At 64.8% G+C, this 17,828-nt stretch carries 23 protein-coding genes and 1 tRNA gene; 17 read left to right on the top strand and 7 right to left on the bottom strand.

The window, feature by feature from the left end; genetic code table 11:
• Positions 1-11: 11 nt before the first annotated feature.
• Entirely contained in the window at positions 12-1,262 is a 1,251-nt protein-coding gene (locus Q0R16_RS13310; protein WP_295636844.1) for an aminotransferase class I/II-fold pyridoxal phosphate-dependent enzyme, read from the bottom strand.
• Between the two features lie 10 nt (positions 1,263-1,272).
• Positions 1,273-1,512 carry an acyl carrier protein gene (locus Q0R16_RS13315; protein WP_295636847.1) on the bottom strand — a complete coding sequence of 80 codons (240 nt, stop codon included), beginning with the start codon at positions 1,510-1,512 and terminating at the stop codon, positions 1,273-1,275.
• Positions 1,513-1,782: 270 nt separating this feature from the next.
• Here Q0R16_RS13315 and Q0R16_RS13320 point away from each other — a divergent pair, with 270 nt between their 5' ends.
• Positions 1,783-2,319: a Pycsar system effector family protein gene (locus Q0R16_RS13320; protein ID WP_295636849.1), complete on the top strand. Its 537-nt coding sequence runs from the start codon at positions 1,783-1,785 to the stop codon at positions 2,317-2,319.
• A gap of 33 nt (positions 2,320-2,352) precedes the next feature.
• Here the strand turns inward: Q0R16_RS13320 and Q0R16_RS13325 are convergent, their stop codons facing one another.
• Positions 2,353-2,715, bottom strand: a complete 363-nt coding sequence (locus Q0R16_RS13325) for a response regulator (protein ID WP_295636852.1) — start codon at positions 2,713-2,715, stop codon at positions 2,353-2,355.
• Positions 2,716-2,832: 117 nt separating this feature from the next.
• On the opposite strand from Q0R16_RS13325, the gene Q0R16_RS13330 reads away from it, so the two are divergent.
• Genes Q0R16_RS13330 through Q0R16_RS13350 form a run of 5 tightly spaced genes read left to right on the top strand, consistent with a single transcriptional unit; the run spans position 2,833 to position 6,121 of the window.
• Positions 2,833-3,093 (top strand): DUF3572 domain-containing protein, encoded by a 261-nt coding sequence (locus Q0R16_RS13330; protein WP_295636856.1) that lies wholly within the window; start codon positions 2,833-2,835, stop codon positions 3,091-3,093.
• Positions 3,090-3,740, top strand: coding sequence for an HAD family hydrolase (locus tag Q0R16_RS13335; RefSeq protein WP_295636858.1), 651 nt, complete (start codon positions 3,090-3,092; stop codon positions 3,738-3,740). Before Q0R16_RS13330 ends, Q0R16_RS13335 begins: the two co-directional genes overlap by 4 nt.
• The gene (locus tag Q0R16_RS13340; RefSeq protein ID WP_295636860.1) at positions 3,737-4,219 is read left to right on the top strand and encodes a RidA family protein; all 483 of its coding nucleotides are present in this window, start codon (positions 3,737-3,739) and stop codon (positions 4,217-4,219) included. The genes Q0R16_RS13335 and Q0R16_RS13340 overlap by 4 nt, the downstream gene beginning before the upstream one ends.
• Positions 4,191-4,967: a glycerophosphodiester phosphodiesterase family protein gene (locus Q0R16_RS13345; protein ID WP_295636863.1), complete on the top strand. Its 777-nt coding sequence runs from the start codon at positions 4,191-4,193 to the stop codon at positions 4,965-4,967. The genes Q0R16_RS13340 and Q0R16_RS13345 overlap by 29 nt, the downstream gene beginning before the upstream one ends.
• On the top strand, positions 4,964-6,121 hold the full coding sequence (locus Q0R16_RS13350) for a GNAT family N-acetyltransferase (protein ID WP_295636867.1): 1,158 nt from the start codon (positions 4,964-4,966) through the stop codon (positions 6,119-6,121). Before Q0R16_RS13345 ends, Q0R16_RS13350 begins: the two co-directional genes overlap by 4 nt.
• 7 nt (positions 6,122-6,128) lie before the next feature.
• Here Q0R16_RS13350 and Q0R16_RS13355 read toward each other — a convergent pair whose 3' ends face one another.
• Entirely contained in the window at positions 6,129-6,410 is a 282-nt protein-coding gene (locus Q0R16_RS13355) for a hypothetical protein (RefSeq protein ID WP_295636984.1), read from the bottom strand.
• Between the two features lie 479 nt (positions 6,411-6,889).
• Between Q0R16_RS13355 and dksA the strand changes: the two genes are divergently transcribed.
• The 4 genes from dksA (at position 6,890) to Q0R16_RS13375 (ending at position 10,050) form a co-directional block, all read left to right on the top strand.
• Positions 6,890-7,348, top strand: coding sequence for an RNA polymerase-binding protein DksA (gene dksA / locus Q0R16_RS13360; protein ID WP_295636870.1), 459 nt, complete (start codon positions 6,890-6,892; stop codon positions 7,346-7,348).
• Between the two features lie 249 nt (positions 7,349-7,597).
• Positions 7,598-7,957: a PilZ domain-containing protein gene (locus Q0R16_RS13365; protein WP_295636873.1), complete on the top strand. Its 360-nt coding sequence runs from the start codon at positions 7,598-7,600 to the stop codon at positions 7,955-7,957.
• A 129-nt stretch (positions 7,958-8,086) separates the two neighbouring features.
• Positions 8,087-9,589, top strand: coding sequence for an ABC transporter substrate-binding protein (locus Q0R16_RS13370; RefSeq protein ID WP_295636876.1), 1,503 nt, complete (start codon positions 8,087-8,089; stop codon positions 9,587-9,589).
• A 5-nt stretch (positions 9,590-9,594) separates the two neighbouring features.
• Positions 9,595-10,050, top strand: coding sequence for a DUF4112 domain-containing protein (locus tag Q0R16_RS13375; RefSeq protein ID WP_366857680.1), 456 nt, complete (start codon positions 9,595-9,597; stop codon positions 10,048-10,050).
• A 15-nt stretch (positions 10,051-10,065) separates the two neighbouring features.
• Here the strand turns inward: Q0R16_RS13375 and Q0R16_RS13380 are convergent, their stop codons facing one another.
• Complete coding sequence (locus tag Q0R16_RS13380) at positions 10,066-10,248, bottom strand: DUF1674 domain-containing protein (RefSeq protein WP_295636879.1); 183 nt, start codon at positions 10,246-10,248, stop codon at positions 10,066-10,068.
• A gap of 133 nt (positions 10,249-10,381) precedes the next feature.
• On the opposite strand from Q0R16_RS13380, the gene Q0R16_RS13385 reads away from it, so the two are divergent.
• Positions 10,382-11,611 (top strand): RsmB/NOP family class I SAM-dependent RNA methyltransferase, encoded by a 1,230-nt coding sequence (locus tag Q0R16_RS13385; RefSeq protein WP_295636881.1) that lies wholly within the window; start codon positions 10,382-10,384, stop codon positions 11,609-11,611.
• Between the two features lie 5 nt (positions 11,612-11,616).
• On the opposite strand, the gene Q0R16_RS13390 is transcribed toward Q0R16_RS13385, so the two are convergent.
• Both Q0R16_RS13390 and msrA read right to left on the bottom strand, forming a co-directional pair.
• A complete protein-coding gene (locus tag Q0R16_RS13390) occupies positions 11,617-11,916 on the bottom strand; it encodes a hypothetical protein (RefSeq protein WP_295636884.1) in 300 nt (99 codons plus the stop codon).
• 76 nt (positions 11,917-11,992) lie between these two features.
• A complete protein-coding gene (gene msrA, locus Q0R16_RS13395; RefSeq protein WP_295636886.1) occupies positions 11,993-12,520 on the bottom strand; it encodes a peptide-methionine (S)-S-oxide reductase MsrA in 528 nt (175 codons plus the stop codon).
• Positions 12,521-12,589: 69 nt separating this feature from the next.
• Between msrA and aguB the strand changes: the two genes are divergently transcribed.
• From aguB to Q0R16_RS13425, 6 genes are all read left to right on the top strand, one after another.
• Complete coding sequence (gene aguB, locus Q0R16_RS13400) at positions 12,590-13,444, top strand: N-carbamoylputrescine amidase (RefSeq protein ID WP_295636989.1); 855 nt, start codon at positions 12,590-12,592, stop codon at positions 13,442-13,444.
• A gap of 3 nt (positions 13,445-13,447) precedes the next feature.
• Positions 13,448-13,966: a 2-amino-4-hydroxy-6-hydroxymethyldihydropteridine diphosphokinase gene (gene folK, locus Q0R16_RS13405; RefSeq protein WP_295636889.1), complete on the top strand. Its 519-nt coding sequence runs from the start codon at positions 13,448-13,450 to the stop codon at positions 13,964-13,966.
• A 39-nt stretch (positions 13,967-14,005) separates the two neighbouring features.
• Positions 14,006-14,081, top strand: a tRNA-Lys gene (locus tag Q0R16_RS13410).
• Positions 14,082-14,364: 283 nt separating this feature from the next.
• A complete protein-coding gene (locus tag Q0R16_RS13415) occupies positions 14,365-15,126 on the top strand; it encodes an SUMF1/EgtB/PvdO family nonheme iron enzyme (protein WP_295636891.1) in 762 nt (253 codons plus the stop codon).
• Between the two features lie 58 nt (positions 15,127-15,184).
• Complete coding sequence (locus tag Q0R16_RS13420; RefSeq protein WP_295636992.1) at positions 15,185-15,448, top strand: helix-turn-helix transcriptional regulator; 264 nt, start codon at positions 15,185-15,187, stop codon at positions 15,446-15,448.
• Positions 15,449-15,711: 263 nt separating this feature from the next.
• A complete protein-coding gene (locus tag Q0R16_RS13425; RefSeq protein ID WP_295636894.1) occupies positions 15,712-17,697 on the top strand; it encodes a beta-glucosidase in 1,986 nt (661 codons plus the stop codon).
• Positions 17,698-17,828: the final 131 nt, after the last annotated feature.

Consider the following 17,828-nt stretch of genomic DNA (forward strand, 5'->3'; position numbering starts at 1 on the left):
CAAACCCCCCGTCAGATCGCCCCGACTTTCGCCCCGGCGCACTGGAACATGCCGAGGATCGTCTGGACTTGTTCGGCCGTATGCTCGGCACAGAGTGAACAGCGCAGCAAGGTCATGCCTGCGGGCGTCGCCGGCGGGCGCGCCAGGTTGACGTAGAGCCCTTCGTGCAGCAGCGCTTCCCACATCGCCGCACCGCGCTCCAGATCGGGCATGATCACCGAGATGATCGCGCTTTGCGGGGTTTCAGTGCCGAGCTTGAAGCCCATTTCGCGCAACCCTTTGTGCAGCGTGCGCGAATTTTCCCACAAGTGCGCGCGCTTGTTCGATCCGTGCATCAGCTTGCGGATCGAGGTGGCGGCGGTGGCGACCACGCTCGGCGGCAGGCTGGCGGTGAACACGTAAGGCCGGCACACCAGCCGCATGATCTCGAACTTGGGGTGGTTGGAAACGCAGAAGCCGCCGACCGTGCCGACCGACTTCGAAAACGTGCCGATCACGAAATCGACCTGGTCCAACACGCCTTGGTCCTCGGCCACGCCGCGGCCGTTGGGGCCGATGAAGCCCATAGAATGCGCTTCATCCACCAGCACCATCGCGCCATTGGCCTTGGCGATTGCGATCATTTCCGTCAGCGGCGCGATGTCGCCCAGCATCGAATAGACGCCTTCCAGGATCACCAGCTTGCCCGCCCCTTCGGGGATGCGCTTGAGGCGCTTTTCCATCGCCTCGATGTCGTTGTGACGGAACGGCACGACTTCGGCATCGCCCAGCTTGCACCCGTCCCAGATCGAGGCGTGGCTATCGATGTCGAGCACGATGTAATCGCCCTTGCCGGCGATCGTGCTGATTATGCCCAGGTTGGCCTGGTAGCCGGTGGCAAACACCATGGCATGGTCCATGGCGTAGAAGTCCTTGAGCGCCTGTTCGACCGCCTTGTGACCGGCATAAGTGCCGTTCAACACCCGGCTTCCGGTGGTGCCAGCGCCGAAATCGTCGAGCGCCTCCTTGCCCGCCGCGATGACGTCGGGGTCGAAGGTCATGCCCATATAGTTGTAGGTGCCGAGCAGGATGGTTTCGCGCCCGTTGCATACCGCCACGGTGGGCGACAGCACGCGCTGCATGACCAGCCCGAACGGGTCTTCCATGCCGGCCGAGAGCAGTGCACGGCGCTGTTCGATCAGCCCATCGAACTTGCTGAAAAGATCGCCTTTTTCGCCTGTCGGCATGACCGGACGGTCTACTTCGTCGATACCTTCGCTCATCGGTTTTCCTTCAGCCCTGCAGGTTGACGACAGAGTCGATCAACTGGCCGTAAGTCTCGATTTCGGCCTGCTGGTTCATTGTGATGATGATGTCGAATTCGTCCTCGATCGCGGCGACAAAGTCCATCACCGTCAGGCTGTCCCATTCGAGATCGCCGGCGAAAGACGTGGAATCGTCGATTGTTACGGCCTTCTTATTGAAGGGTTCGATCACTTCGGCGATGCGAGCGGCGGTTGCGGCGCGATCCATTGGTCAAATTCTCCTGAGCGCAGCCTGCTGCTTTATTCGCACGGTGCCGTGTTGCAAGGGCAGGGGCTGCTGATCGATCGCCACTGCCGAACAAATGCGGCCGAAAAGCGGCTGTGCGAGCGGCTTGTCAAGTGTTACGGTTTCGTGTCATTCGGGCGACAACAACGATCGGGCGCTGCAACCAATTCATCCCTGGGGGAAAACGTGGCAGACCAGCCCGATCCGATCGCCGTTGTTGAACCATCCGCGCGTCCATTGGCAACGCCATCGATGCCATCGCCGACCGGGTTTTCCAACCACGCGATCCATCTTGTCCGCACTTCACAGCAGATCAACCTGACGCTGAGCCAGATGGCCGATGCCAAGGCGTCGATCCTGATGGGTGCCACTTTCCTGGTGTTCACGATCTCGGTCGGCCAGGCGAAGAACGGTTCGTTGCCGCTACCGCTTGGTGTGCTGGCATTTTTCGCTTTCTTGTCAGCGCTTTGCGCGGTGTTTGCGGTGCTGCCCTCGATCAGCGGGCCGGGCAAGAGCAACCCCGCGGGCGCCAATCCCAACAAGCTGTTCTTCGGATATTTCGCTTATATGGACGAAGCCGAATGGACCGATTCCATCCTGTCCGAACTGCACTCTGACGAGACCGTGTTCCGCACGATGCTGCACGATATCTACCAGAACGGGCAGGTCATGCAGCGCAAGAAGTACCGCTACCTGGGCTTTGCCTATCGCATCTTCATGATCGGCCTTTGCGCCACGGTGCTGACCTTCATGGCAGAACGCGTCTACTATCTGAGCATCGCGCACTGATCCTGCAATGCAGGTGCAACGCCATCGCTCGCCTCAAATCAGCTTGCGCACCGCCACCATGAACGGCGCGATCGATACCGGCTTGGCCAGGTAACCTTCCGCTCCGGCATCGCGGATGCGCTCCTCGTCGCCTTTTCCGGCATAGGCCGTCACTGCCAGCACGGGAATGGCACGCAGGTCCTTGTCGGCCTTCATCGCCTCGATCAGTTCCAGCCCCGAGATGTTGGGCATCTGGATGTCCATGATGACCAGGTTGGGCACGAAATTGCGCGCGCGTTCGATCGCTTCACGCCCATCGGCCACCGGTTCGACCGCGAAGCCGTTGGCGCTGAGCAAATCGCAGAACAATTTGCGGTTGAGGTCGTTGTCCTCGACAACCAGAATTCTTTTTGCCATCGCGTTTCCAGCAGGGCGTGTTGCTCTGCATGCCGTGCTCTATTGGCCCGGAACGGCGCTGACAATCAAGGAACCGGCAATCTCTGCCTCCCAATCTCTGCCTCAGGTGCAAATGTGATGAAGCCGGCTTCCCCAGATCCGCAGGCGCTGGCGCTCTCCGCGCTCGGCTGGATACTCGGCGATTCCTCGCGGGCTGATCGTTTGCTGGCCTTGACCGGGATCACGCCCGACGATCTGCGCTCGGGCCTTGGCAATCCTGCGATCCTTGGGGCGGTGCTCGATTTCCTGTTGGGCAACGAGCATGACCTCGTCGACGCGGCCGACGCGCTCGACGTCGCGCCGCAATCGTTCGCCACCGCGCGGGAGCATTTGTCGTGAGCCGCCCGCTGGTCATCACCGATTGCGATGAGGTGCTGCTGCACATGGTTGCACCGTTCCGCGATTGGTTGGGCGAAGTCCACGGTATCGATTTCTCGATGAAGAACAGCGATTGGGGCAATGCACTGACCTATCGGGATGCGCGCGGGCAAGTCGAACCCAAGGAAATCTGGCAGCTTCTCAACGGCTTCTTCGATAGCGAGATGTATCGGCAGAAGCCGATCGTGGGAGCGGTCGAGAGCATGACGCGGCTGGGCGAGCACGCCGACGTGGTGGTCCTGACCAATCTGAACGACCATCGCCAGGAAGCGCGGGCGCAGCAATTGCGCGATGTCGGGCTGCCGTTGCGCGTGTTCACCAACCAGGGGCCCAAGGGTCCAGCGCTGAAAGCCATTCTCGACGAATATCAGCCGTCGCGCGCGGTGTTCATCGACGATCTGCCGCAGCACCACGATTCGGTCGGGCAACTGACCCCCGAGGTCATGCGGCTGCATTTGTGCGGCGAACCGCTGCTGGCGCCGCACATTTCCTGCGCGCATCTGGCCGGCCACGCCCATGCGCGGATCGATACCTGGGAACACGCGCTGCCGTGGCTGCTCGACACCATCGGCGCCCCGATTGACGCAAGCGAGGAGACCAAGCGATGACCCCCGAAATCACCGACGCCGTAACCGCGAAACTGGCCGAACTCGGCCTGACTCTGCCGCAGGCGGCCGCACCCGTCGCGGCTTATGTCCCGACGGTCGAGGTGGGTGGCTTGCTTCATGTGTCGGGCCAATTGCCGTTTGTCGACGGGCACCTGGTGCGCGGCACCCTGGGCAAGGACGTCTCGCTGGAGCAAGGCCAGGCGGCGGCGCAGGCTTGCGCGCTGATGCTGCTGGCGCAAGTCAAGGCGGCGCTCGGCGGATCGCTCGATCGGGTTGAACGCGTGGTCAAGCTGGGCGCCTTCATCGCCTCGACCGCCGATTTCACCGACCAGCCGAAAGTCGCCAACGGCGCCTCGGAACTGATGGTGGCGGCGTTCGGCGAAGCGGGCAAGCACGCGCGCAGCGCGGTGGGCGTGCCGGTGCTCCCGCTCGGCGCGGCGGTGGAAGTCGATGCTATATTTGCTCTACGCGCTACTTGATGCCTGGCTGATCCGGCCGCCCGAGGCCGGACGCGTGGCGTGGCTGCGCGAGGCGGATTATGCGCATCGCGGGCTGCATGGTGCAGACGGCGTTCCTGAAAACTCGCCCGCTGCGTTTGCGCGCGCGATCGCGGAAGGCCTTGGCATCGAATGCGATGTCCAGCGCACCAGCGACGGGCAGGCGGTGGTGTTCCACGATTTCGAACTCGATCGATTGACCGGCGAAAGCGGCGATGTGATCGATCACAGCGCTGCGCAATTGGGCCGGATCGTGTTGAGCGGCACCAGCGACGGCATCCCGACCCTGCAGCGCCTGCTCCAGCAAGTCGGCGGGCGCGTGCCGCTGCTGATCGAGGTCAAGTCGCGCAAGGGCTTGCGCGTGGCGCCGCTATGCCTTGCGGTGCGGCGCGTGCTCGAAGGCTATCGCGGGCCAGTGGCGGTGATGAGCTTCGATCCGCGTGTGTCGCGCTGGTTCGCCACGCATTCGCACCACGTCGTGCATGGGCTGGTGGTGAGCGAGCGGGACAAGTCTCGGTTCTTGCGCGCCTTGCGCACGCGGATGACGTTGTGGGTGGCGCGGCCCGAATTTGTCGCGTGGGACGTGCGCGATCTGCCGAGCAAGCTGGCGGCCAAGCAGCGCAAGCGCGGGCTGCCGCTGCTGACGTGGACGGTGCGCGATGATCGCCTGCGCCAGCGCGCGGAAAGATACGCCGATGCCCCGATTGCCGAAGGTGAGGGGATCGCGTGAGCTTTAGCGCGCGGATTCACGATAGCGTTGGTGCGATTGCCGCAGCCGATTGGGATGCCCTGGCCGGGACCAGCAACCCGTTCATGAGCCACACCTTTCTGACATTGCTCGAAGAATCGGGCAGCGTCGGCGGCAGGAGCGGCTGGACCCCGGTTCCGATCACGATCGACAGTTCAGGTGGCGACGGCCCCGATGGTCGCCCGATCGCCGCGCTGCCGGCTTATCTCAAGGCGCACAGCCAGGGCGAATATGTGTTCGATCACGCCTGGGCCGATGCCTGGCATCGCGCGGGCGGGCAGTATTACCCCAAGCTCCAGATCGCGGCGCCGTTCACGCCGGCCACCGGACCGCGGTTGCTGCTGGGCGGGCGCGATGACCTTGCCGCGCCATTGATCGCTGCGGCCGAGGCGATGTGTCAGCAGAACGAACTGTCGTCGGCGCACGCGACCTTTATCGAACCGGCGCAATTGCCGCTGTTCGAAAAGGCCGGCTGGTTGCCGCGCAGTGATTTGCAATTCCACTGGGTCAACCGCGGCTATGATAGCTTCGAGGCGTTTCTGGCAGCACTTTCATCGCGCAAACGCAAGGACTTGCGCAAGGAGCGCGCCGCCGCGCAGGAAGGGGTGGAGATCCGTGCGCTGACCGGCGATGCGATCCTGCCCGAACACTGGGACGCGTTCTGGCAGTTCTACCAGGACACCGGCGCGCGCAAATGGGGAACGCCATACCTGACCCGCAGCGCGTTCACGCTGCTGGGCGAGCGGATGGCAGGCAAGATCCTGCTGGTGCTGGCGTTCGCGGCCGGATCAAATGGGCGCCAGGCGATTGCCGGCGCGCTCAACTTCATCGGCGGCGATGCGCTGTACGGGCGCTATTGGGGCTCGATCGTCGACAAGCCGTTCCTGCACTTCGAGCTGTGCTATTACCAGGCGATCGACGCCGCGATTGCATTGGGGCTGCAACGCGTCGAAGCGGGGGCGCAAGGCCAGCACAAGCTGGCGCGCGGCTATGAACCCGTTCAAACGTGGTCAGCGCACTACATCGCCAACCCCGGTTTCCGCAGCGCGGTGTCCGATTTCCTCGAACGCGAACGCGCGGGCGTGGCTCAGGACCAGATGTGGCTGGGTGAACGCACGCCGTTCAAAAAGATTTAGAGAGTTTTCAAGCAGCCCGGCGCGAGGCGGCGATCCATTCGCGCGCTCGGCGTTGGGCTTCGGCGATTTCGCGCGCGGTCATTTCATCCGAGATGTCGGCGCGGCAGAATCCGGCTTCCTCGTGTCCGCCGACTGCGGCCAGGTTGAACCACTTGTGCGCTTCGACCAGGTCGCTCGGCACGCCGTGGCTGCCGGTCGAATAGACCACGCCCAGGTCGAACAGCGCGCTGGTATCGCCTTGCGCGGCAGCGCCAAGGCAGGCCGCGACGACGAGATCGTCACCGGTCATGCCGGCCGCATCGACGTCCGCAAAGGTGGCATTGGCGCGAACGCCCGTTTCGCCAACCAGTCTGATCCACGCATCACCCATGTTACTCAACCCCCAGTTGTCCACCGCTTGCGGTGGCGATTTTGACAGTGCCCACCACTGCCGGTGGGGTCCCCCGCAAGGTGCCGATGCGCCTTGCCGTTGCTGCAACCTCTCCAATCAAGGTCAACAAATGGTTAACGCCTCACGGGCGCGATGCGTGTCTTCAAACCGCAACGTTCGGCTGCGCTTGAGTCTGGGGTGGTAAATCGAGCGAAAGCGAAGAAAATTTTGGCCGAACCGCGGACCGAGGAATGGCTTGTGCCGATCCGTGGGTCCACTTATAGGCCGCGCCAATGCCGTGACCCGACGGGATAACCGGCAGGGCGGGGCGAGCGATCGACAGGATCGGTCGCCAGCACGAGTTTTGTATCGCTAAGGTTGGATTAGGGAGGAGCCGTGTGGCTTCGGTACTGGGCGATGAGATCGATATCCTGGCAAAAGCGCGACGGTCGCTGCCGGGCGAATACGTGCCGGCTGACGACGAGCCCTACATGGGCGAGGCTCAACTCGATTATTTCCGGCGGCTGCTGCTCGAATGGAAAAAGTCGATCCTGTCGGCTTCGGCTGGCACATTGCAATCGTTGCAGGACGGCCCCTTGCGCGAACCCGATCTCAACGATCGTGCGTCGAGCGAGACCGACTGGAGCATTGAATTGCGCACCCGCGATCGGCAGCGCAAGCTGATCGCCAAGATCGATTCGGCAATGCGCCGGATCGATGAAGGTGACTATGGCTTCTGCGAAGTAACCGGTGAACCGATCGGGCTCGGCCGGCTGATTGCGCGGCCGATCGCGACGATGACGGTCGAAGCGCAAGAAGCGCATGAACGCCGCGAAAAGATTTCCCGCGACATCTGAGCGTCTTTTTGGACATTCGCCGAAAGAGGCGAATTTCGTTTTGCACCCGCCGCGTCCAGCTTTTCCGGTTTAAGCATTTGTTTGCCGTTCCGCTTTAGGAAACGGGCAGAGAACACGTGCGAATCAGCGGGTCTGCAATTGGTCGCAATGGTGCGGGCAAATGCCGAATCGCTGGCACGGCGCATGTTGCGCCGCTCGGCAGTACGACCGCTCGACCGGCGTTCGCGACAAGTAGGACGAACCACGAAGGTGACTGACGCAGACCATCGCCACGACGGACGCGACAGCTTTTTCCTCCTCGCCGATGTGCGCCGGGTGGGTGAGGCGGATGAATATCGCGCCAAGATCCGCAACCTTTCGGCCGGGGGCTTGATGGCTGAAGGTGATATGCGCGTAACGCGCGGCCAAGCGATCGAAGTGGCCTTGCGCAATCTCGGCTGGGTCGAAGGCGTGGTGGCGTGGGTGCAGGACAACCGTTTCGGCGTGGCATTTCTAAGCGAAATCGATCCCAAACTGGCGCGCAGCCCGTTGGTTGCCGGCGAAGGCACGCCGCGCTTCGTCAAGCCCGCTGTGGCCACATATACCGCGGGACCGATGCGCAAGGTCTGACCGCGCCAACGGCGACCGCCGCCTGATTGTTCGTATTTGTTGCCGCCGGCATCCCATCGTGATCTTTTCCGCAGGGCGATGCGGTTGCGGGCGTGACCCGCGCCGCAAGCCGCACTAGTCTGCCTGTCGATGCCCCGGCTTTTCCAGCTTGCGCCCACGGCGGTTCTTGCATGCATCGGCACGCTTGCGCTTGCCGGATGCGGCCGTGCCGATGGTGGTGCGCTGCCGATTGCGCTGATCGGCGACGGGTTGGCCGCGCAACTGGCGTCATCGCGGCCTTACGCAGGCCAGCCGTCGCTTGCTCAGGCCGGCCCGATGCTTCGCGCTGCCACCACCGAAGGGCTGGTCGGGTTCGATGCCGAAGGCCGGGTCGTGGCCGCGCTGGCCGATCGCTGGGTCGTCACCGATGATGGCGAAAACTATATCTTCCGGCTGCGTGACGGCAACTGGCCCGATGGCCGGCCGATCACCGCCGACACAGCAGCGGTGCTGCTGCGACGGACGCTGGCGGGTTTGCGTGGCTCGGCACTGGGTGCGGACCTGGCGGCCATCACCGAAGTTCGCGTGATGGCTGGTCGGGTGATCGAAATCGACCTGGCGGCGCCGATGCCCGATCTGCTGGCGCTGCTCGCGCAGCCCGAACTGGGGCTGGTCTATAACGGGCGGGGTAGCGGACCGATGACCGCGAAAGGCGCCGCGCGGCAAGTGACGCTCGACCTGCTGCCGCCCGAACGGCGCGGGTTGCCGATCGATCCCGATTTCGCCAGCCGGACGCGCAAGCTGTCGATCACGCTGGCCGATGCCAGTCACGCCGTTGCGCGGTTCAACGATGGCTTTGTCGATGCGGTGCTGGGCGGAACCGTCGACAGCCTGCCGCTGGCCGGCGCGGGCGGGCTGACGCGCGGCAATGTGCAACTCGATCCGGTGATGGGGCTTTATGGCCTGCGATTCGAAACCGACGAAGGGTTTCTGGGTGATCCGGCCAATCGCGAGGCATTGGCGATGGCGATCGATCGCGAGACCTTGCTTGGTGCATTCAACATCGGCGGGTGGGCGGCGACCTCGCGGCTGGTCTCGCCTCAGGTTCAGGGTGATCTCGGCACGATCGGTGAACGCTGGCAGTCGCTCAACTTTGCGCAGCGGCGCGCCGCAGCGGCCGCGCGGGTTGCCATCTGGAAGAACGGCGGCCACGCGCTGGCAGTGCTGCGCGTGGCGACGCCGGGAGGCACCGGCTCGCAACGCGTGCTTGATCGGTTGCGCTCGGATTGGGGCGCCATCGGCATCGGCATTCACCCGGTGAGCGCCAACGCACCCGCCGAAATCCGGCTGGTCGATCGGGTGGCGACTTATGCCAGCGCAAGCTGGTTCCTCAACCAGTTGGGTTGCGAAGTGGTGAAAATCGTCTGCAGCCCGGCCGGCGATGCGCGCGTGGCAGAAGCGCGGCGCACCCGCGATCCGCAGCAACGTGCAGCGTTGCTGGCCGAAGCCGAAGCCGAAATCACCGCAACCAACAGCTTCATCCCGATCGCGCGGCCGCTGCGCTGGTCGCTGGTGCGCAATTCGGTGACGGGGTTCGCGCCCAACCCGCTCGGCTGGCACCCCTTGCCGCCGCTGGCGACGCTCCCCAAGTAAGGGGCATGACACCCACTCCCACGCGGCCCGTTCCGATCCGACCGCTTCCCGTTCGACCTGGGCGCATGCCGCTGGATGTGCCAGGCCTGGGCACCGGCCCGGCCGACATCCTGCAGCGCATCGAATGGATGGAGCGCCTGCTTGAAGGCGCGTTCGTTATTCCGGGTACCAACCGCAGGGTCGGGCTCGATGCGATCATCGGCCTGTTGCCGGTTGCGGGCGATGCGATCACTGCGGCTATGGGCGCCTGGATCGTTTTCGAAGCGCGGCTGCTGGGCGTGCCGAAGTGGAAGCTGATGCGGATGAGCGCCAATGTCGCATTCGACTTCGCGCTGGGTGCGGTGCCGCTGCTGGGCGATGCGCTCGACTTCCTGTTCCGGTCGAACAGTATCAACCTGAAGATCATCCGCCGCCATATCGAGCGGCATCATCCCGAATTGCGCACGATCAATCAGCGTTAAAGCCATGTAACACCATCAGAAATCGATGGCGATCCCGTTGCGTTCCCAGTCTCCGAAGCGCGTGGGACTGAGCCCATCCGGGTCTTCGCTCGGTTCGATTGCGCGCGGTTCAGGGGCGGGGGTGGTGGTCCAGTGCGAAGGGCGCTGGAACTCTGCCGGGCGCTGCGTGGCGCGGGTCGTTGGGTCGGTCTTGCTCATCGGCACAAGATGGGGCGGCTTCCTGCGTTGCGCAATTGCCATTTAGGGCATGACCGCCGATAGGCCGCCGATGGACCAGCCCTCAAGATACAGCGCATCGCCAGCCAAACTCACGCCGGAAGACGTCCCGGGAATGCCCGCGCGCCGCGCGGCATTGCGGTTGATGGATGCGGTGTTGCGCCGCGGCGAGGCGCTCGACCAGGCTGCACCCACCGCCTGCCAGGGGCTGACGCGCGGCGATGATCGCGCGCTGGCCTTGGCGATTGCTGCCGAAGCGCTGCGCTGGATGGCCGATCTCGACATGCTGATCGATGCGCAGACCAAGCTGCCGCTGGGTGATGACGCCAAGGCGCGCGGCGTGCTGCGGCTGATGCTGGTGCAGGCGCTGCGGCTCGACATGCCCGGCCACGTGGTGGTGGCAACCTGCCTGCCGCTGCTGACCGGCGGTCCGCGCCGGCTGGCACACGGCGTGTTCTCGGCAGTGTTGAAGGATGCAGCGCGCCTGCCCGAATGTCCGACTTTGCCCGAATCGGTGGCGCTGCGCTGGGGCGAGGCCTGGCCCGATCGGGTCGATGCGATTGCCCGGGCCTTGGCCGCACCGCCGCCGCTCGATCTGGTCTTGCGCGATTCCGCGGAAACCGCTGCCTGGGCCGAAAAGCTGGGTGGTGTGTCGCTGGCGCCGGGCCATGTTCGCGTGGCTCGCGCCGGCCGGATCGAAGGATTGCCGGGCTTTGCCGAAGGTGCGTGGTGGGTGCAGGACCTGGCCGCTACGATGCCGGCGAAGCTGCTGGGCGCGGGTGAGGGGCGGACGGCGCTAGACTTGTGTGCCGCGCCCGGTGGCAAGACGATGCAGCTTGCGGCGGCGGGCTGGAAGGTCACCGCTCTCGACAAATCTATCAAGCGGCTGGAGCGCTTGCGCGCCAATCTCCAGCGCACCGGGCTGGAAGCAGACGTTGTGCTGGCCGATGCGCTGACGTGGGAGCCGGACATGCGCTTCGACGCGATCCTGCTCGACGCGCCGTGCAGCGCAACGGGCACCTGCCGCCGCCACCCCGATGTGCTGCACCGGTTGGTGCGGCTGGACGAGACCGGTGCGCTGCAAAAGGCGTTGCTGGACCGGGCGGCGCAATGGCTTTCACCGGGCGGGCGGCTGGTTTACGCGGTGTGCTCGCTCGAACCCGAAGAGGGCGAGGCGCAGGCGGCGGAAATGGCATCGCTGCAACCCGACCCGATCGGCGCGGACGAACTTCCGGCCGGATTGCAGCCCACTGCCGAAGGCTGGCTGCGCACCGATCCGGGCATGCTGGCCGAGGCGGGCGGGCTCGACGGCTTTTTCGTGGCGCGCTGGCGGGCCGTTCCATAGCGCGATCAGGGCCAGTAGGCGGGCACCAGCACCACCGCGATGCCCGCGACGATCCACAAGGTCATCCAACTTGCGATCAGGCTCGATCGGGCGAATAGCGGCCCGAACAAGGCGAGGCCGAAGCACGCGGTCAATGCCGCCCAGGGCAGCGCTTCGGGCCCGGTGTAAGTATGCGGCGGACCATGCTTCGATGACACGGTGATGCGGCCGGTCCACGCGATCAGCGCAGCGTAGGCAATCAGCGCCGCACCCATGGCAGCGAACAACCGGCGGGCGGGGCGATTTCGATCGGGCAAGTCGTCCAAGCTGTCCTCCCGGCGGTGATTCCGGCGGTGTTTCCGGGACGTTAGCGCGCAGGTCTTGCCGAAGCCTTGCCTGGCGTCAGGCCTTGACCCGCGCCGCATAGCCCTTGCGTAATTTGGCCAGCTTGGGCGGGATCACTGCCATGCAGTAGGAATTGCGCTGGCCTTCGCCATCCCAGTATTCCTTGTGGTAATCCTCGGCCGGATACCACGTTGCCGGGCCTTCGATGGTGGTGACGATCGGCTTGGTCGAATCGGCCTGCGCGCGCGCGATCGCGGCTTCGGCTTCGGCGCGTTGAGTGTCATCCAGCGGGAAGATCGCCGAGCGGTACTGCGTGCCCACATCGTTGCCCTGGCGGTTGAGCTGCGTCGCATCATGCGTTGCGAAGTGCATGTCGAGCAGATCGTGCAAGCTGACCACAGCGGGGTCGAAAGTGACCCGGATTGCCTCTGCATGGCCTGTGCTGCCCGAACACACCGCCTTGTACGTCGGGTTGGGCACGCTGCCGCCGATATAACCGCTTTCGACCTGGCTCACGCCGTCGACCATGCGGAACACCGCCTCGGTGCACCAGAAGCACCCGCCTGCGAAAATTGCTTCAGCCATCTTGTCGCCTTTTCCAACTGTCTGGCGAGGGAGATAGGAATTGCGACGTGATTTCGCTAGATGGCCGAAATGACCACCTTGACCGTCGCTGCACTGCAACTCCCGCTCGGATCACCGCACGAATCCGAGAATATCGCGGCGGTGGCCGCATTGGTCGAACAGGCCGCGAAAGCCGGCGCGCAAGTGATCCTGCCACCCGAACTGTTTGCCGGGCCGTACTTTTGCGTGACCGAGGACGAAGCCCGCTTTGCGCTGGCGCAAACGCTGGATGAAAGCGCCTCGGTCCGCGAGATGCAGAAGCTGGCGAAGGCGCACAGCGTGGCCATCCCGACCAGCTTCTTCGAGCGCGACGGGCAGCATTACTACAACACGCTGGCGATGATCGGGCCCGACGGCGAAGTGATGGGCACCTACCGCAAGAGCCACATCCCCGACGGGCCCGGCTACGAGGAAAAGTACTATTTCCGCCCGGGCAACACCGGTTTCCGCGTGTGGAACGTCTTCGGCACCACCATCGGCGTGGGCGTGTGCTGGGACCAGTGGTACCCGGAATGCGCGCGCGCGATGGCGCTGATGGGCGCCGAAGCGTTGTTCTATCCGACCGCGATCGGCTCTGAACCGTATGATTCAGGGTTCGACACCAGCCGCATCTGGCGTCGCGCGATGCTGGGCCATGCCGCCTCGAACTGCCTTCCGGTGATCGCCGCCAACCGCATCGGATCGGAGGAAAATGGCCAGGCCTTCTACGGCCACAGCTTCATCACCGACCAGTGGGGCGATTTCCTGGCCGAATACGGCGCGGCCGAAACCGGCGTGCTGCTGGCCACACTCGATCTTGGCGCGGCGCGTGCGCATCGTGCCGGCATGGGCTTTTTCCGCGACCGCCGGCCCGAGCTTTACGCGCGGCTGGCGCAAGACCTCTAACGCATGCCCGCCGCCGGAGGTGAGCGCCCGCCGCAGAACTACCTGGTCGCGCTGGGCTCAAACCGCAGGCACGCCAGGTTTGGAAAGCCGCGCAATGTCATCGGAGCAGCCTTATGCGCGCTGGGAAGCCATGGCCTGCATGTGGTCAGCGCGGCGCCGGTCATGATCAGCGCGCCGATCGGCCCTTCGCTGCGCCGCTATGCCAATACCGTCGCGATCGTTGAAGCCCGATTGGACCCGCCGGCCTGCCTCGCCGCGCTCAAGGCGATCGAACAGGATTTCGGTCGTCGCGCGCGGGGCCAGCGCTGGTCGGCGCGCGTGCTCGATCTCGACATCGTGCTGTGGAGCGGCGGCACGTGGCACTCGCGCACCTTGGCTATCCCCCACCCGGCGTTTCGCCAACGCGATTTCGTGGTCATGCCCGCGCGACAAGTGGCGCGAACCTGGCGCGACCCACTCACCGGCCTCACGATCGGGCATCTCGCCGCACGCTTGACCCGCCGCCGCCCCGCCACTAGGTGATCGCACGCGCCGCTCCCGAGGCGCCGATCAAGGACGCAGGGGCCCTTAGCTCAGTCGGTAGAGCAACTGACTTTTAATCAGTAGGTCGCTGGTTCGAACCCAGCAGGGCTCACCATTGTTTTATATGGATAAATTGGCGCTTTTTCCACACAAGCTTCGGTCGAATTTTCTCAAAAGGTTACTCCTCGGTTACATAAAATTTGTGGCGGCCCTGTGGGAATTCGGCGAAATCAGTTGGTCACTTCCGGTTGGCGACAGCGGCTTGCGCATGGCGAGAATGGCTACTGGGTGCTGTCGGCGAGCGTCGCTTGAGTCTAATTGCTCCGCATCGCGAATCACACTCGGCCGTGGTTAAATTCGCAATGTTGGTCGGCGCTGTCTTGCGCTTTCGCCGCAAATTGCTCCTGTTTGTTGCCGAGATTGCGCCCGATCCGCGCGACTATCCCGGCCTTCTGCCCGAACTGGCGCAACCCGGATCGCTGGTGTTCGAACCGACCGACGGGCCCGTCGACCCTGCTTCGGTCTACTGGTGGGACTTTCGCATCGGCGCCAACTGGCACGCGCCGCTGGGGCCGGGCAGCTCGATCGCGGAACTCGGGGATCATCCGGTGGTCCACGTCGCCCATGCCGATGCGCTGGCCTATGCGGAGTGGGCGGGCAAGCGCTTGCCGACCGAGGCCGAATTCGAATTCGCCGCGAGGGGTGGGCTAGACGGCGCGGACTATGCCTGGGGTGACGAACTGGCCCCGCACGGCGCAATGCTGGCAAACTACTGGCATGGCGCGTTTCCCCACGCCAACAGCCTCGCCGACGGCTGGCTGCGCACGTCGCCGGTCGGCAGCTTTCCGGCCAACGGCTTCGGCCTGTTCGACATGATCGGCAACGTGTGGGAATGGACCGACGACTGGTTCGCCCAGCCCAGGGCGGAGAAAAAGCACGGCGGATCGTGCTGCATTCCCGCCAACCCGCGTGGTGGAACGCGCGGAGGCAGCATCGTCAGGAAAGACCCGATCCGCGTGCCGCGCAAAGTGCTCAAGGGCGGTTCGCACTTGTGCGCAGCAGACTATTGCCAGCGTTATCGACCGTCGGCGCGCTATGCGCAGCCGGTCGATACATCGACCTGCCACATCGGGTTCCGCTGTGTGATCAGGCGTGATTGACTGGCAGCGCACTGCACGGCTTTCACCGAGACACCGCGATCAGCCATTTTTCACGGCGATCGTCGTCAAGCTCGATGACTTGCTGTACCAGCGGCGCATGACCCTGACCGAACTGGCCGAGCGGGTCGATACCACGCTTGCCAACTTGTCGATCCTCAAGACCGGCAAGGCCAAGGCGATCCGCTTTTCGACGCTGGAAGCAATCTGCCGCGTCCTCGAATGCCAGCCCGGCGACTTGCTCGCACACGATCCCGGTGCGATCAGCGAAGCGGGTGCGCCCGAATCTGGGCCGGAAACTGGGGCCGAATCTGCGGCCGATTGAAAGCCGAACCAACGCGAAGCCAGAACAACCGATGAACCAAGCCCGATCGATCTTGCTGGCCGCCATAGCGGCGCTGCTGGCGACGACTGCGCAAGCCGCGCCGCCCGCTTGCGCCGGCTGCGAAGCGACGGCCGACGCGTGGGCTGCGGCCATGCTTAAGCGCATGACGCTGGACGAGAAGCTGACGCTGCTGCTCGGGCGGATGCCGTTCCTGTTGTCCGCCCGAGCAGCGCCCGGCCACGCTCACGCTCGGGGCCGGCTACGTGCCGGGCATCCCCAGGCTGGGCATACCCTACCTCGCCGAAAGCGACGCCAGCCTGGGCGTTGCCAACCTGGGCGCGGTGATGCGCGCCGGCGATGTTGCGACCGCGTTTCCCTCGGGCGCGGCAATGGCCTCGACCTGGGACGCGGGCCTGATCGAGCGTGCGGGTGCGGCAATGGGCGCCGAAGCCAAAGCCAAGGGCTTCAACGTGCTGCTCGCCGGCGGCATGAACCTGGTGCGCGAACCGCGCAACGGTCGCAACTTCGAATACCTTGGCGAAGATCCGCTGCTCGCCGGCACGCTGGGCGGCCACGCCATCCGTGGCGTGCAATCGAACGGCATCGTCTCGACGATCAAGCACTATGCACTCAACGCGCAGGAAACCGGGCGGACCGTGGTGTCGAGCAATCTTGGCGAAGCGGCGATGCGCGAAAGCGATCTGCTGGCGTTCGAGATCGGCATCGAGATCGGCAGACCGGGCTCGGTGATGTGCGCCTACAACCGCGTGAACGGCGTTTACGCGTGCGAGAACCAGTTCCTGCTCAACCGCGTGCTGCGCGGTGATTGGGGCTGGCGCGGCTGGGTCATGTCCGACTGGGGCGCGGTCCACAGCACGGCTTCGCTGCGCGCCGGGCTCGACCAGGAATCGGGCACCTCTGCCATGGACCCGCAATACTTCGGCCAGAAACTGCGCGACGCGCTGGCCGATGGGCGCTTGTCGGTGACCGATGTCGACCGTGCGGTGCTGCGCATCCTGCGCACGATGAACGCGCTCGGCGTGACCACCGATCCGGTGAAAGCGAAGGCCGAAATCGACTACAGCAAGGGCGGCGACGTGGCGCAGGCGATCGCCGAGCAAGGCATCGTCCTGCTCAGGAATCGCGAGAACCTGCTGCCCGTCGCCGCGAGCTCGCAGCGCATCCTCGTCGTCGGCGGCCATGCCGACAAGGGCGTGCTGCAGGGCGGGGGATCGTCGCAGGTCAACCCGGTCGGCGGCGCGGCGCTGGCGTTGGCGATGCCGGGCGAGCCGATCTACCATCGCCGTCTTTACTCGCCCTCGGCCCCGCTTGCGGCGCTGCGCCAGCTTCTGCCCGCTGCCACCGTGACGTACGACGACGGCACCGATCCCGCACGCGCCGCCGCCGCCGCCCACTCCGCCGACATCGCGATCGTCTTCGCCGAACAATCCACCGCCGAAGGCGCGGACGTATCCGATTTGGCGCTGCCCGATCGGCAGGACGCGCTGATCGAGGCGGTTGCCTCGGCCAATCCGCGCAACGTGGTGGTGCTCGAAACCGGCGGGCCGGTCACGATGCCCTGGCTCGACAAGGCGGGCGCGGTGCTGGCGGCGTGGTATCCGGGCCAGCGCGGCGGGCTGGCGATCGCGCGGCTGCTGACCGGGGCGGTCAACCCCTCGGGCCGCCTGCCGATCACCTTCCCGCGCAATCTGGCGCAGACCCCGAACCCGAGGCTGCCCGGAAGCACACTGGTCAAAGGGCAGGACGGGCAGGATATTTACGACTTGTTCAAGGATCAGCCGCCATTCGACGCGGCTTACCCCGAAGGCGCCGACATGGGCTATCGGTGGTACGATCGCACTCGGGCACACCCGCTGTTCGCGTTCGGGCACGGGCTCAACTACACCCGCTTCACGTTCGGTACACTGACGTTGCAAGGCGGTCGCAATGTCGTTGCAAGCTTCGTGGTGACAAATTCGGGACAGCGGGCCGGCATCGCGACACCGCAAGTCTATGCGGTAATCGGCGGGGTCAGGCGGTTGATCGGGTGGGCACGAGTCGATCTCGCTCCCGGTGCCAGCCAGCGGGTTCGGATCACTGCCGAGCCAAGGATTTTGGCCGGTTACGACGTGCACGCAGGGGGCTGGACAATCAAGTCGGGACGCTACCGGATCGAAGTAAGCGAAGCAGCGGACGCGCCACTTCTGTCCGGCCCGATCCGGCTGAACGACCGCCACATCGCCCCTTGATCGCGCCGCCCGTCATCAAGGACGGCCAGGTCCCGAAGGGCGACAAGCTGATCGTCAACCGTCAGATCGGGTTTGGACCCCCAGGCTTGCCTCGACAAGAACACTGCGCCCGGAAAACCCGGTTTCAGTTT

Source organism: Novosphingobium sp., from assembly GCF_025351285.1.
In the GTDB taxonomy this organism is placed as follows: domain Bacteria; phylum Pseudomonadota; class Alphaproteobacteria; order Sphingomonadales; family Sphingomonadaceae; genus Novosphingobium.

What these genes read in the sequence shown, in the direction of transcription:
- Q0R16_RS13310 (WP_295636844.1), bottom strand. Translation starts at nt 1,262, where the DNA reads ATGAGCGAAGGTATCGACGAAGTAGACCGTCCGGTCATGCCGACAGGC.
- Q0R16_RS13315 (WP_295636847.1), bottom strand. Translation starts at nt 1,512, where the DNA reads ATGGATCGCGCCGCAACCGCCGCTCGCATCGCCGAAGTGATCGAACCC.
- Q0R16_RS13320 (WP_295636849.1), top strand. Translation starts at nt 1,783, where the DNA reads ATGCCATCGCCGACCGGGTTTTCCAACCACGCGATCCATCTTGTCCGC.
- Q0R16_RS13325 (WP_295636852.1), bottom strand. Translation starts at nt 2,715, where the DNA reads ATGGCAAAAAGAATTCTGGTTGTCGAGGACAACGACCTCAACCGCAAA.
- Q0R16_RS13330 (WP_295636856.1), top strand. Translation starts at nt 2,833, where the DNA reads ATGAAGCCGGCTTCCCCAGATCCGCAGGCGCTGGCGCTCTCCGCGCTC.
- Q0R16_RS13340 (WP_295636860.1), top strand. Translation starts at nt 3,737, where the DNA reads ATGACCCCCGAAATCACCGACGCCGTAACCGCGAAACTGGCCGAACTC.
- Q0R16_RS13345 (WP_295636863.1), top strand. Translation starts at nt 4,191, where the DNA reads ATGCTATATTTGCTCTACGCGCTACTTGATGCCTGGCTGATCCGGCCG.
- Q0R16_RS13355 (WP_295636984.1), bottom strand. Translation starts at nt 6,410, where the DNA reads ATGACCGGTGACGATCTCGTCGTCGCGGCCTGCCTTGGCGCTGCCGCG.
- Q0R16_RS13370 (WP_295636876.1), top strand. Translation starts at nt 8,087, where the DNA reads ATGCCCCGGCTTTTCCAGCTTGCGCCCACGGCGGTTCTTGCATGCATC.
- Q0R16_RS13375 (WP_366857680.1), top strand. Translation starts at nt 9,595, where the DNA reads ATGACACCCACTCCCACGCGGCCCGTTCCGATCCGACCGCTTCCCGTT.
- Q0R16_RS13380 (WP_295636879.1), bottom strand. Translation starts at nt 10,248, where the DNA reads ATGAGCAAGACCGACCCAACGACCCGCGCCACGCAGCGCCCGGCAGAG.
- Q0R16_RS13385 (WP_295636881.1), top strand. Translation starts at nt 10,382, where the DNA reads ATGCCCGCGCGCCGCGCGGCATTGCGGTTGATGGATGCGGTGTTGCGC.
- msrA (WP_295636886.1), bottom strand. Translation starts at nt 12,520, where the DNA reads ATGGCTGAAGCAATTTTCGCAGGCGGGTGCTTCTGGTGCACCGAGGCG.
- aguB (WP_295636989.1), top strand. Translation starts at nt 12,590, where the DNA reads ATGACCACCTTGACCGTCGCTGCACTGCAACTCCCGCTCGGATCACCG.
- folK (WP_295636889.1), top strand. Translation starts at nt 13,448, where the DNA reads ATGCCCGCCGCCGGAGGTGAGCGCCCGCCGCAGAACTACCTGGTCGCG.